We start from the raw sequence: 13,348 nt of genomic DNA, 5'->3' as shown, positions 1-13,348 counted from the left end.
CCCATGTTCGGCATCAGCTTCAGCGAGTTGCTGCTCGTCGGCCTGGTCGCCCTGGTGGTGCTCGGCCCCGAGCGCCTGCCCGGCGCCGCGCGTACGGCGGGGCTGTGGATCGGCCGGCTCAAGCGCAGCTTCAACAGCATCAAGATGGAAGTCGAGCGCGAAATCGGCGCCGACGACATTCGCCGTCAGCTGCACAACGAGCACATCCTGTCGATGGAGCAGGAGGCCCGGCGCATTCTCAACCCACAGGCAGATCCACCCAAGCCAGCCCAACCGCCGGTAGACGCTGGCGCGCCGATCGTGCCGCTGGCAGAGCCAGCAGCCGCCGTGCAGGCCCCTACTGCAGTGCCCGCCGAGCCGAGCACGCCTGTTGCCCCGGCCGCCATCCCTGAGCCGCCCCAGACGCCACGAGCCCCATGAGCGATAGACCGGACCACGACCAGCCGATGCCGCTGGTCTCGCACCTGACCGAACTGCGGACACGCCTGCTGCGCTGTATCGCGGTGATCTTCCTGATCTTTGCCGGGCTGTTCTCGTTTGCCCAGCAGATCTACACCCTGGTCTCGGCGCCGCTGCGCGATCACCTGCCGGCCAACGCGACGATGATTGCCACTGACGTGGCCTCGCCGTTCCTGACGCCGTTCAAGCTGACCATGATCGTTTCGCTGTTCCTGGCGATCCCGGTGATCCTCCACCAGATCTGGGGTTTCATCGCACCGGGCCTGTATCGCCATGAGAAACGCATCGCGATCCCGCTGCTGGTCTCGAGCATCGTGTTGTTCTATGCCGGCATGGCTTTCGCCTACTTCCTGGTGTTCCCGCTGATCTTCGGCTTCTTCGCCAGCGCCACCCCGGAAGGGGTGTCGATGATGACCGACATCGCCAGCTACCTCGATTTCGTAATGACCCTGTTCTTCGCCTTTGGCGTGGCCTTCGAGATCCCGGTGGCGGTGGTGTTGCTGGTGTGGATCGGCGTGGTTGACGTCAGGTACCTGCGCAAGATCCGCCCTTATGTGATCATCGGTTGCTTCGTGGTCGGTATGATCCTTACCCCGCCGGATATCTTCTCGCAGACCCTGCTGGCCGTGCCGATGTGGTTGCTGTTCGAAATCGGCGTGCTCTGTGGTGGCCTGATCCGCAAGCGTGGCCCGCTCGATGAACCCGCTGCCGACGATCCGGAAGACCAGCCGCCAGCGACCCAGCCATGAACCTGCTGCTGCTTGAACAGACCGACTTCATCGCGGCCGACCGCGTCGTGCTGGCTGATCGGCGCTTCACCCACATGCAGGAGATCCATCGCGTCGCAGTGGGCGACACCCTGCGCGTGGGCCAGATAAACGGGCTGATGGGTCAGGCCCGCGTGGTTCGCCTGGAAGGCCACGAGGCCGAGCTGCAGGTCAGTCTTGACCAGCAGCCACCGGCCAAGCTGCCGTTGACCCTGATCCTCGCCGTGCCGCGGCCAAAGATGCTCCGCCGGCTGTTCCAGACCATCGCCACCCTCGGCGTGCCACGGCTGATCCTGCTCAACAGCTACAAGGTCGAGAAGAGCTTCTGGCAAACGCCGTTTCTCACCCCCGAGGCAATCCGCGAAAACCTTATCCTCGGCCTGGAACAGGCGCGCGACACTGTGCTGCCGGAAATCATCATCGAGAAGCGCTTCAAGCCGTTCGTCGAAGACCGGCTACCGGCCATCGCCGCCGACACCTTGGGTCTGGTCGGCCACCCCGGCGACTACCCGGCCTGCCCTCGCGCCGTGCAGCAGCCGGTCACCCTGGCAATCGGCCCGGAAGGCGGCTGGATCCCCTATGAAGTCGACTTGCTGGCCAAGGCAGGCCTGCAACCGGTGCAGTTGGGTGCACGCATTCTGCGGGTCGAGACCGCCGTCACTGCCCTGCTGTCGCGCATTTTCTGACTGATCGGTCAGAACTTTTCCGTCAAGTTTCCCCAGCCAAGGCCGATGCCCTGAGCAGCACAAGAAAAAATCTGCAGCGCCAACGCCGGGGGAGTCGAACATGTTCCAGTGGGTTGCCCAGTCTCTGGGAAATATGAGTGTCAGCCGCAAGCTCGGCTTTGGTTTTGGCCTGGTCCTGTTGCTGACCCTGGCCATCACCTTGACCGGCTGGTCCGGCATCAACGGCGTTACCTCGCGCGGTGACACGCTGGGCAACATCTCGGTGATCCATCAGTACACCCAGGAACTGCGCATCGCTCGCCAGCAATACGAGCGTGACCGCGACGAGAAAGGCGTCGCCGCGCTGGAAACAGCCTTGGGCAACCTGGACCGTCAGGTCCAACTGATGCTCGGCCAAATTGAGCAACCTGCCGACCTACAGCGCCTGGAGCAGCAACGTGAGGCGGTGCGTCAATACCAGCAAGCCTTTGCTGACATCCGCCAGGCGGGCCAGCGACGCGATGCCAGCCGCAGCGTGCTCGGCGACAGTGCCGACAAGGCCGCTGCGCTGATCAGCCAGGTCCAGCAGCGCCTGCTAGCGGCCGGCGATGTCAACCAGTACCAACACGCCGTCGAGGTCAGCACCCTGCTGCAGCAGGCACGCTTCCAGGTGCGCGGTTACACCTACAGCGGTAAACCTGAATTCCAACAGACCGCTCTGACGGCCATCGACCAGGCCTTGGCCGTGCTCAAGGCGCTGCCGACCAAGCTGCCAGCAGAATATGCCGCAGGCCTGGATGACGCCTCCACAGCGCTGGCCGCATACCGCGATGCGGTCAACCAGTTTGGCAATGCCCAGACCGCCGCCCAGCAGGCACTGCAGCGCATGGCCGAGCAAGGCGCTGTGCTGATCGACACCAGCAAGCAGATGACCAGTTCGCAAACCGAGGTGCGCGACCAAGGCACCCAGCAAGCCAAGACCCTGCTCGCCGGCGCCACCGCGTTGGCCCTGTTGCTCGGCCTGATCGCGGCATGGGCCATCACCCGCCAGATCGTTGGGCCACTGCGCTACACCCTGACCGCAGCCGAACGGGTAGCCAGCGGCGACCTCAGCCAGAACCTGCAGATCGACCGTCGCGATGAACTCGGCCAGTTGCAGGCCAGCATGCAGCGCATGACCGTCAGCCTGCGCGAGTTGATCGGCGGTATCGGCGACGGCGTCACCCAGATCGCCAGTGCGGCTGAAGAGCTGTCGGCAGTCACCGAGCAGACCAGCGCCGGGGTCAATAATCAAAAGGTCGAGACCGATCAGGTCGCCACCGCCATGAACGAGATGGCCGCCACCGTGCAGGAGGTTGCGCGCAACGCCGAACAGGCCTCCGAGGCGGCCCTGGCGGCCGACCAGCAGGCCCGAGAGGGTGATCGTGTGGTCGGCGAAGCGATCGCTCAGATCGAGCGTCTGGCCAGCGAAGTGAACAACTCCAGCGAAGCGATGAATCAGCTCAAGGGCGAAAGCGACAAGATCGGCAGCGTGCTCGATGTGATCAAGGCAGTGGCTCAGCAGACCAACCTGCTCGCCCTCAACGCCGCCATCGAGGCCGCCCGCGCCGGTGAGGCCGGGCGCGGCTTTGCGGTAGTGGCCGACGAAGTGCGCAGCCTGGCCCAGCGCACGCAGCAATCGACCGAAGAGATCGAAGCGCTGATCGCCAGCCTGCAGAGCGGTACTCAGCGCGTAGCCAGCGTGATGGACGCCAGCCGCGACCTGACCGAGAGCAGCGTCGAGCTGACCCGCCGTGCTGGCGGTTCGCTGGAGACGATCACCCGCACGGTGTCGTCGATACAGGCCATGAACCAGCAGATTGCCACTGCCGCCGAGCAGCAGAGCGCGGTCGCCGAAGAGATCAACCGCAGCGTGATGAACGTGCGCGATATCTCCGACCAGACTTCGGCAGCCAGTGAAGAGACCGCCAGCTCCAGCGTCGAGCTGGCGCGCCTGGGCACCCACCTGCAGGGCCTGGTGGGGCGCTTCCGGCTCTAGACGAGCAGCCAAACTGCGTGCGCCCTAGGAATTTTCCTAGGGCGCGCAGCGAACTTTCCTACAGTATTTGCAGGTCAAGTCCTACAACCTCCGCGCCGATGAGCAGGCATGGCCACAGTCCGTGGTCATCTTGAATGGACGGAGGTATGCCATGTTCGGCTTTATCAATCGCACGCTCGGCAACCTGAGCGTCAGGCTCAAGTTGGCGCTGGGCTTCAGCGTGGTGCTGCTGCTTACCCTGGCCACCACAATAAGTGGCTGGAACGCCCTCGACGGCGCCATCAGTCGCTCACAACAACTCAGCGAAATCACCCACATCAATGACCTGAGCAAGGACTTGCGCGCAGAGCGGATCACCTATCGGGTGCTCGCCGACGAGACCAGCAGGACGCGCATCAGTGCCATCATCGAGCAGCTCGAGAGCATGCTCGCCACCCTCCAGCAACGCAGCTCAGTCGACCAGTCACGCCAGCTACTCACGCAAAAACTGGATCAGCTCAAGCGCCTGCGCGAAGACTTCGGCCTACTCCAGCAAGCCGTGGCCAAACGCGGCCAGCTGCGCGTCGGTATGCAGCAGCAAGAACACACGCTGGGTGAGGCCATCGACGAGTTGCAGAACCAGACCCTGCTCAAGCTCTCGGCCGATGGCCAACAGAGCAACCTGATCAGCCTCATGGACAGCCTTTCGCGGCATGTCGAGGGTGCCAACCAGCAAAGCCTGCTGCCGGCCTATACCTACTCGCCGCTGGAGGCCTTCGCCAAGGTAGGCGACTCAGCGTTGGCCGCCGCCGACAGCACGCTTGCGCAATTGCACGGTGCCCTTGCGCCGTTGGGCCTGCCGCGCGCCCTGACGGAGCGGCCAGGCGCCGAGCTGGCGCGCTATCGCAGCAGCCTCGAGCAGTACCGCAGCGCTGCGATCGAGGTGGAGCAACTGCACGACAACATGGAGAAACTCGGCGACCAGCTGAGCGCCGCCAGCGTTGCCCTGGCCAAGCAGAAGATCGAGCAGCGCGACCATGAGGCGGTTGAAGACCGTTCGCTGCTGACCAGCGTCGCCTTGTTGGCCTTGGTGGTCGGGGTAATCGCTGCCTGGTTGATCACCGGCCAGATCATTCAGCCCCTGCGCCAGACCCTGGCCCAGGCCGCGCGTATTGCCCGCGGCGACCTCAGCCAGCTGGACACGGTCGAGCGGCGCGACGAGCTGGGCCAGCTGCAGGCCAGCATGCGCGACATGACCGTGAGCCTGCGCGAGCTGATCGGCGGCATCGATCAGGGCGTCGGCCAGCTGTCCAGCGCTGCCTCGCAACTGGCGGTGGCCAGCCAGGACACCAAGGCGCGGATCAACCAGCAGAAGGAGGACACCGACCAGGTCGCCACGGCCATGAACCAGATGAGCGCAACCGTGCAGGAGGTCGCGCAGAACGCCGAGCACGCTGCACAGGCGGCCACCAGTGCCGATCAGCAGGCGCAACAGGGAGATGCGGTAGTGACCCTGGCCGTGGCCGAGATCGAGCAGCTGGCCGCGCAGATGGACCACTGCCTGCAGGCCATGCACCACCTCGCGGCAGAGAGCCAGCGCATCGGCAGCATTCTGGATGTGATCAAGTCAGTCTCGGTGCAGACCAACCTGCTGGCCTTGAACGCCGCCATCGAAGCGGCGCGAGCTGGCGAGGCGGGCCGTGGCTTTGCCGTGGTTGCCGACGAAGTACGCGGCCTGGCGCAACGAACCCAGCAGTCGACCGAAGAGATCGAGCAGTTGATCGACAACCTGCACAGCGGTACCGATCAGGTCACGCAACTGCTCGACGACAGCAAGCAGCTCACCGAGCGCAGCGTCGAGCTGAGCCGCAAAGCCGGCGATGCCTTGGGCCAGATCACCCAGACGGTGTCCAATATTCAGGGTATGAACCAGCAGATCGCCACTGCCAGCGAGGAGCAAAGCGTGGTCGCCGAGCAGATCAACCGCAGCGTGCTGAGCGTACGTGATGTGTCCGATCAGACCAGCGCGGCAAGTGAGCAGACCGCCGCCTCAAGCGGCGAGCTGGAGCAGCTGGGCCGGCAACTGCGCAGCATGGTCGGCCGCTTCAGCCTGTAACCCGAGCCCGTCGCCAGTCCGGCTGGCGACGGGTCCTGCGCTTACAGCACCTGGCGCAGGAAAGCCTGAGCGCGCGGGTCTTTGGGCGAGTCAAAGAACGCCGCCGGTGCCGAATCTTCCAGCAACTTGCCATGATCGAAAAACAGCACGCGGTCGGCCACTTCGCGAGCAAAGCCCATTTCGTGGGTCACGCAGACCATGGTCATGCCTTCTTTGGCCAAGGTCTTCATCACGTCGAGTACCTCGCCGACCATTTCCGGGTCGAGCGCCGAGGTCGGCTCGTCGAACAGCATCACCTTAGGCTCCATCGCCAATGCGCGGGCAATCGCCACGCGCTGCTGCTGGCCACCGGACAGCCGCGAAGGGAATTCGTTGGCCTTTTCGGCAATCCCGACTTTGTCCAGCAACGCCCGTGCCTTGGCCTCACGCTCGGCCTTGTTGCGTTTGCGCACGACCTTTTGCGCCAGGCACAGGTTCTCCAGCACGGTCATGTGCGGGAACAGGTTGAAGTGCTGGAAGACCATGCCGACTTCGCGGCGATAGGCGTTGATGTCGGTTTTCGGGTCGGCCAGCGGTATGCCGTTGATCGACACGTGGCCGGCATCGAAGTGCTCGAGGCCGTTCAGGCAGCGCAGGAAGGTCGACTTGCCCGAGCCCGACGGGCCCAGTACTACCACCACTTCGCCCTTGGCTACACCGGTACTGACGTTATCCACCGCGCGCACCACCTGGCCGCGGGTGTCGAACACTTTCAACAGATCACGGACTTCAATCACTTTGCGCAAGCCTCCGCTCGAGCCGGCTGGCGAGGTGCGACAGCGGCAGGTTGATCAGCAGGTACAGCCCTGCCACGCAGAACCAGATTTCAAAGGTCGAGAACGAGGTGGTGATCGCCTCGCGCCCGCTCTTGGTCAGTTCGGTGATGGCGATCACCGAGACCAGCGAGGTGTCCTTGACCAGGCTGATGAACTGCCCGGCCAGCGGCGGCAACACCCGCTTGAACGCTTGCGGCAGGATCACATGGCGCATCGACTGGCTGGCATTGAGGCCCAGCGAGCGCGCGGCTTCATTCTGCCCACGGGCAATCGACTGAACCCCGGCACGCACGATCTCGGCCACGTAGGCGCCAGTGAACAGCGCCAGCGCGGCCACCCCGGCGAACTCGCGCGAGAGGTTGAGCACCGTGCCGATGAAGAAATAGAAGATGAAGATCTGCACCAGCAATGGCGTGCCGCGTACCAGTTCGACGTAGACCGTCGACAGATCGCGCAGGGTCGGGTTGTTGGACAACCGGCACAGCCCGGCAAACAGGCCGATCACCAAGCCCAGCGCCCCGGACACCACCGACAGCCACAGCGTGGTCCACAGGCCCCAGGCCAACGGCCCGGCCGCCCAATGGCGGGTGACACCGATCTGGTCGCCTTCGGCTACGTCATCGCCGCGGCTCAGCTGCAGGCTGTCTTTGACCACGTCCAGCACTTGCGGCTCGCCGTCTTCACCCTTGAGGGTAACGCGTGCGTTGTCGCCCTGGACTACTATCTCGGCAACCGTGCCATAGCTGGCGGCGCGCTGGGCTTCTTCAGCCTGGTAGGCGAAATACTGCGGGACGCGGTTCCAGCGCCACTCGTAGGCCATCATCGACGTGGCGAGGTACAGGCTGATGGCCAGACCGACCAGAACCAGCGCGGTCAGCCCGTGCCAGGGCCACTGGGCTTTCTTGTGTTTGATCACGTGGGTACTTCCGTAAATGCGAACGCGCAGGGTTTGCCTGCGCGTCGGGGGTCAAAGCCTGGGCTTGTGGCCTGGGCCCTTATTCCATTTCCTTGAGCCAGTCCTTGTTCTTGAACCACTTGTCGTGGATCCGATCATAGGTGCCGTCGTGCTTGATCTGGTGCAGGAAGTTGTTGATGAAGTTGATGCTGTCGTAGTCGCCTTTCTTCAAGCCGAATGCCAGTGGCTCGTAGGTGAAGGGTTCTTCGAGGAACAGCAGCTTGCCAGCGCCGGCCTTCTCGACCGCCACCACGTTGTAAGGGGCGTCGTAGACAAAGGCATCGGCCTTGCCGTTGACCACGTCCATGACCGCTTCCTGCTCGTTGTCATAGCCGTGGTACTTGGCTTTGCTGATGAGCTTCTTGGAGACCATCTCGCCGGTGGTGCCGAGCTTGGAGGTGATGCGGTACTTGTCGCTGTTGAGGTCCTTGTACGACTTGATCTCGCCCGCCAGCTCCTTGCGGATCAGCAGGGTCTGGCCGACCACGATGAACGGTTCGCTGAAGTTCAGGCGCAGGTTGCGCTCCTGAGTCAGGGTCATGCCGCTGCCGATCATGTCGAACTTGTTGGTCAGGAGCGCCGGGATGATGCCGTCGTACGCGGTGGAGACAGTCTCCAGCTTGACGCCCATGGACTTGGCCATGGCTTTGAGGATATCGACTTCAAAGCCGATGATCTCGCCACGCTTGTTGGTCATCTGGAACGGCATGTAGGTGGGGTCCATACCGACCCGCAGAGTGCCGCTCTTGACCGCATCGTCGATGGCGCCGGCCTGGGCCGCAGTCACCGCGACCAGCGCCGTGACGCCGACCAGCAGTCGCGACAGGTATTTCTTCATCATCACCAAGTCCCCTAGCAAAGAAAGAGTACGAATCTTATTGTTGGCACGGCCGTACTGGCCTGCTCGGAATACCGGAAGCGATGCTAACGCATGCGCGTCCCGGGACCTAGAGCTGGGGGGACTTTGTTGGCCAAAAGAATGGGGATATCGGAGGGCGCGCTGCGCCCTTTTCGCGACACAAGGCCGGCCCTACAGGGATCGCGCTGTACCTTTAGGAGCGGCCTTGCCGGGGCGCCGGACCGGTCGCGATAGGGCCGCAAAGCGGCCCCAGCGTTGTATCAGACGCCAACCATCGCAGGTTGTGCCTCACCCTCTGGATGCAACGGCAACAACGGCGAATGCGGATCGCTGTTGATCGAACTGCGCCAGGCGTCGATCCAGGCTGCATGTTCGCCAGCCCAGACCCGCTCGTGCAGACGCGACAGCGCGACCGGGTCGCTCAACAGCGCCAGGCGCGTATTGCCATCCAGCGCGGCCGGGCCGACTTCCAGCGCCTTGGCAATGCGCTCTTCACGCAGAGCCTCGATCGCCGCCGACTGGCCATGCCGGGCAGTGCCCATGGCGCAGGCCAGCGCATTCTGCCGCGGGTCGACCACAGCCCGCACGAAGCCGTCGTTCAATGCATGCCAACGGTTCTCGTGGGTGTACTGGTCAGTGGCGAGCAGCTCGGTTGGCGTGGCGTATTCCTCAGGAATCAGGAACAGCTTCTCGTCCTTGGCGCGCAGACCGAGGCCCACGCGACTGGAAATCACTGATACCGGAATCGACAGCATCAGCGAACCAACAATCGGCACCAGCCACCACAGGAAGCTTGGGTTGAGCCAGGCTACCAGCACCGTCCAGGCCACACCGAGCAGAGTCTGTGGACCATGCCGACGCACCGCTTCGCTCCACGGCGTGGAGTCGTCATCACGCTGCGGCGAGTTCCAGGTCGCTGCCCAGCCAAGGAACGCGGCAAGCACGAAGCGGGTGTGGAAGATCATCCGTACCGGCGCCAGCAGCATCGAGAACAGCATCTCGATCAGCATCGACACGGTCACCTTGAAGCGCCCACCGAATTCGGTAGCGCCCTTGGCCCAGATCAGGATGATGCTCAAAAGCTTGGGCAGGAACAGCAACACCACCGTGGTGGAAAACAGCGCAATGGCCTTCTCCGGGTGCCATTGCGGCCACAGCGGGTACAGCTGGAACGGCTCAACGAAGTATTGCGGCTCCATCAAGGTGTTGGTCGCCAGCAACGCCGTCGACAGCACCAGAAAGAAGAACCACAACGGCGCGGACAAGTACGACATCACCCCGGTCAGGAACACCGCACGGTGCACCGGGTGCATGCCCTTGACCAGGAACAGGCGGAAGTTCATCAGGTTGCCGTGGCACCAGCGACGGTCACGCTTGAGTTCGTCGAGCAGGTTGGGTGGCAATTCTTCGTAGCTGCCGTCCAGGTCATAGGCAATCCACACACCCCAGCCAGCACGGCGCATCAGCGCTGCTTCGACGAAGTCGTGGGAGAGGATCGCGCCGGCAAAGGCACCTTTACCCGGCAACGGCGCCAGCGCGCAGTGCTCGATAAAGGGCTTCATGCGGATGATCGCGTTGTGCCCCCAGTAGTGCGATTCGCCCAGCTGCCAGAAGTGCAGGCCAGCGGTGAACAGCGGGCCGTACACGCGGGTAGCGAACTGCTGCAGACGCGCATACAGGGTGTCCATGCCCGACGCCTTGGGCGCGGTCTGGATGATACCGGCGTCCGGGTTGGCCTCCATCAGGCGCACCAGGCTGCTCAGGCATTCACCGCTCATGACGCTGTCAGCGTCGAGCACGACCATGTACTTGTACTCGCTGCCCCAGCGACGGCAGAAGTCGTCGAGGTTGCCGCTCTTGCGTTTGACGCGGCGGCGGCGGCGGCGATAGAAGATCCGGCCAAAGCCTTTGGCTTCGCGGCACACTTCAAGCCAGGCCTGTTGCTCGGCCACTGCGATATCCGGATCGTTGGAGTCGCTGAGTACAAAGAAGTCGAAGCGGTCGAGGTTGCCGGAGGCGGCGACCGACTCGAAGGTCGCGCGCAGACCGGCGAACACCCGCGGCACGTCTTCGTTGCAGATCGGCATGACCAGCGCAGTACGCGCCTGGGCATCGATCGGCTCGCTGCCGGCACTGCTGCCGGAAATCTTGTACTTGTCGCGCCCGGTGAGCAGCTCGAGGAAGCCCATCAAGGCGGTCCAGAAGCCGGCCGAAACCCAACAGAAGAGAATGCCGAAGAGGATCAGGATCGAGGTCTGCAAGGCATACGGCCAGACCTGCACCACGGTGTCCCACAGCGGTTGGCTGAACACTTCGTCAAGGTCGACGAACGACCAGCCCTGGTACGGCAGGATGCCCTTCATGTACCAGCCAGCAACAATCGTCTGGCCGAGCATCAAGGTCAGCAGGATGTAACGGCGCATCGAGCCGACCCAGCGCCAGCGTGCCGCCGGCAGCTCGCGCTGGGGTGGTTGCGGGGCATTCGGGCGGCCGGTCATGCGCCGCCACATGCGCACCAGCACGTTGGTCCGCCATGGCTCCGGCAACACACGCGTGCGAGTGATCGGCGGAGCGATCTTCAGGCTCAGGTTGCCATTGCTGTCAACGCCGAGCATCTCGGCCTCTTCCATTTCGCCGGCACTGCCGACGGTCAGGCGGGCAGCCACCGACGCCTCGGCAGAGCCGGCGGCCGGATCGGCCGCCAGACGCTGGTGCAGCTCGCTGAATGAGTTGCAGTCGGCCAGTTGCGCGCGCTGCTCATCACTCAGGGGCAGGTGGGCCAGATACTCGGCAACCGAGACTGGCCGTAGGTTCGAATTACTCATCGGCAGGCAACTGATAGGTCCAGGTCTCGGTCAACACTTTCTCGGTGATGGCCGGGGCCGCAGGGGTGGCTGCCGCGTCTGCAGCAGGTTGCTCGGCAGGCTTTTCAGCCTTGGCATGCTTGGCCGCAGCCTTGGCATGCTTGCTGTCCTTGGCCGGTTTTGGCGCTTCTACCGGGACGTCCTGCAGCAGCGCTGCACGCATCTCGGTGGACTTCTTCGGATCCTGGATCTTCAACCGCAGGGTCAGGCGCCAGCCTTTGGTTTCCGGGTTGTAGCGCAGGTTGTTCTCGACCACCTCGGCATTGTCGCCAACGCTGATCTGGCTGCGCACGGTGCTGTCTTCAGGCAGGGCGGCAAGCGCGGGACCTGCGAAATCGACCAGGAAGGCTACGCTGCCATCCGGCTGACGGATCAGGTTGGACTGCTTGACGTCACCGGTGGAACGCAGGGTCTGCTTCACCCAGCCCAGATCAGGGGCCTGGAACTTGGCCTCGTCGATGGTCCAGTGCAGGCGATAGTTGTAATCCGCTGACTGGCCTGGCTCAGGCAGGGTTTCCGGGCTCCAGAAGGCAACGATGTTGTCGTTGGTTTCATCAGCGGTCGGAATCTCGACCAGATCGACAGTGCCCTTGCCCCAGTCGCCTTGCGGCTCGATCCAGGCGCTTGGACGCTTCTGGTAGTTGTCGTCGAGGTCTTCATAGTCGCTGAACGCGCGGTGGCGCTGCATCAGGCCGAAACCACGCGGGTTTTCCACACTGAAGTTGCTCACGGCCAGGTGGCGCGGGTTGTTCAGCGGACGCCACAGCCATTCACCATTGGCTGCATGGATCGCCAGGCCTTCGGAGTCGTGCAGGGCTGGGCGGTAGTTGAGCACTTTGGACGGCTGGTTAGGGCCGAACAGATACATGCTGGTCAGCGGTGCAACGCCCAGACGGCTGACGTGGTCACGCAGATAGATGCGCGATTTGACGTCGACGATGGTGTCGTTGCCCGGGCGTACGGTCAGCTTGTAGGCACCGGTGGAGCGCGGCGAATCAAGCAGGGCGTAGATCACCAGGTGCTTGTCGGCAGGCTTGGGCTTCTCGACCCAAAATTCGGTGAAACGCGGGAATTCCTCACCCGACGGCAGCGCGGTGTCGATGGCCAGGCCACGCGCCGACAGGCCGTAAGCGTGGCCCTTACCGACTACGCGGAAGTAGCTGGCGCCAAGCAAGGTCATGATTTCGTCTTGCTTGTCAGCCTTGTTGATCGGGTAGAGCACGCGGAAACCGGCATAGCCGAGGTTTTCCACGGTCTTGGCGTCGTGCGGCACGTCGCCGAAATCGAAACGACTGGCGTCGTACTTGATCTCTTCAACCTTGGAGGCAGTGACTTCGTTGATTTTCACCGGCGTGTCGAAGTGCATGCCCTGGTGATAGAACGACAGCTTGAACGGGGTCTTGTCCTGAGCCCACTCGGCCTTTTCCTGGAGGAAGCGGATCTTCTGGTAGTCGGCGTACTTCATGTCACGGAACACCGCCGGCAGATTGCTCTTCGGTGCTTCGTACTTCTGACCGGCCAGATCCTTCGCCTTGGCGGCGACATCGTCAAGGTTGAATGCCCACAGCTGACCCGCGCTCAGCAGGCCGACCAAGGCCACGCCAGCCGCCAGGGCGGTACGCAACCGATTGCCGGGGATCTTTGGTGCATTACGGGGACTTACAATCACGAGCAACCCTCGCCGAAAACAGATCATGAAACCAACGGCCAGCTACAAATGCCGGGTTGGCGAGCACTGTTCGGACCCCGTAAGGGCTCAATGATTCCCCAAACGGCTCCAGACAGTCCTCAAGTCTTGGTACAACGAACCTGCGAACGCAGGTCCATACAG

10 protein-coding genes and 2 pseudogenes are annotated in these 13,348 nt (G+C 63.3%); 7 read left to right on the top strand and 5 right to left on the bottom strand.

From position 1 onward, the window contains the following. Positions 1-3 precede the first annotated feature (3 nt). The 7 genes and pseudogenes from tatB to FW789_RS13055 all read left to right on the top strand — a co-directional run bounded on the left by tatB (position 4) and on the right by FW789_RS13055 (position 6,024). On the top strand, positions 4-420 hold the full coding sequence (gene tatB / locus FW789_RS13085) for a Sec-independent protein translocase protein TatB (RefSeq protein WP_411563935.1): 417 nt from the start codon (positions 4-6) through the stop codon (positions 418-420). Beyond that, positions 417-1,208 (top strand): twin-arginine translocase subunit TatC, encoded by a 792-nt coding sequence (gene tatC, locus FW789_RS13080; RefSeq protein WP_103435761.1) that lies wholly within the window; start codon positions 417-419, stop codon positions 1,206-1,208. Before tatB ends, tatC begins: the two co-directional genes overlap by 4 nt. Next, positions 1,205-1,912 carry a 16S rRNA (uracil(1498)-N(3))-methyltransferase gene (locus FW789_RS13075; RefSeq protein WP_103435760.1) on the top strand — a complete coding sequence of 236 codons (708 nt, stop codon included), beginning with the start codon at positions 1,205-1,207 and terminating at the stop codon, positions 1,910-1,912. The genes tatC and FW789_RS13075 overlap by 4 nt, the downstream gene beginning before the upstream one ends. A gap of 100 nt (positions 1,913-2,012) precedes the next feature. Next, a pseudogene (locus FW789_RS13070) lies at positions 2,013-3,074 on the top strand (methyl-accepting chemotaxis protein); the annotation flags it as partial. After that, positions 3,057-3,929, top strand: coding sequence for a methyl-accepting chemotaxis protein (locus FW789_RS13065; RefSeq protein ID WP_371411598.1), 873 nt, complete (start codon positions 3,057-3,059; stop codon positions 3,927-3,929). The pseudogene FW789_RS13070 and the gene FW789_RS13065, both read left to right, overlap by 18 nt. Before the next feature lie 151 nt (positions 3,930-4,080). Beyond that, positions 4,081-5,169 (top strand): annotated as a pseudogene (locus tag FW789_RS13060) (methyl-accepting chemotaxis protein); the annotation flags it as partial. After that, positions 5,152-6,024 carry a methyl-accepting chemotaxis protein gene (locus FW789_RS13055; RefSeq protein ID WP_371411597.1) on the top strand — a complete coding sequence of 291 codons (873 nt, stop codon included), beginning with the start codon at positions 5,152-5,154 and terminating at the stop codon, positions 6,022-6,024. The pseudogene FW789_RS13060 and the gene FW789_RS13055, both read left to right, overlap by 18 nt. Positions 6,025-6,065: 41 nt before the next feature. Here the strand turns inward: FW789_RS13055 and FW789_RS13050 are convergent, their stop codons facing one another. The 5 genes from FW789_RS13050 to FW789_RS13030 form a co-directional block, all read right to left on the bottom strand. Continuing rightward, positions 6,066-6,800, bottom strand: a complete 735-nt coding sequence (locus FW789_RS13050) for an amino acid ABC transporter ATP-binding protein (protein ID WP_181088425.1) — start codon at positions 6,798-6,800, stop codon at positions 6,066-6,068. Further along, positions 6,793-7,755 carry an amino acid ABC transporter permease gene (locus FW789_RS13045; RefSeq protein ID WP_186701212.1) on the bottom strand — a complete coding sequence of 321 codons (963 nt, stop codon included), beginning with the start codon at positions 7,753-7,755 and terminating at the stop codon, positions 6,793-6,795. Before FW789_RS13045 ends, FW789_RS13050 begins: the two co-directional genes overlap by 8 nt. A 79-nt stretch (positions 7,756-7,834) precedes the next feature. Then, positions 7,835-8,632: a transporter substrate-binding domain-containing protein gene (locus FW789_RS13040; RefSeq protein ID WP_101322924.1), complete on the bottom strand. Its 798-nt coding sequence runs from the start codon at positions 8,630-8,632 to the stop codon at positions 7,835-7,837. 281 nt (positions 8,633-8,913) lie between these two features. After that, positions 8,914-11,478 (bottom strand): glucans biosynthesis glucosyltransferase MdoH, encoded by a 2,565-nt coding sequence (gene mdoH, locus FW789_RS13035; protein WP_186701213.1) that lies wholly within the window; start codon positions 11,476-11,478, stop codon positions 8,914-8,916. Further along, on the bottom strand, positions 11,471-13,186 hold the full coding sequence (locus tag FW789_RS13030; RefSeq protein WP_446431540.1) for a glucan biosynthesis protein G: 1,716 nt from the start codon (positions 13,184-13,186) through the stop codon (positions 11,471-11,473). Before FW789_RS13030 ends, mdoH begins: the two co-directional genes overlap by 8 nt. Positions 13,187-13,348: the final 162 nt, after the last annotated feature.

The sequence above is a fragment of the Pseudomonas sp. 1121_17 genome (genome assembly GCF_052850745.1).
This window is presented reverse-complemented; position numbering and strand designations above follow the sequence as displayed.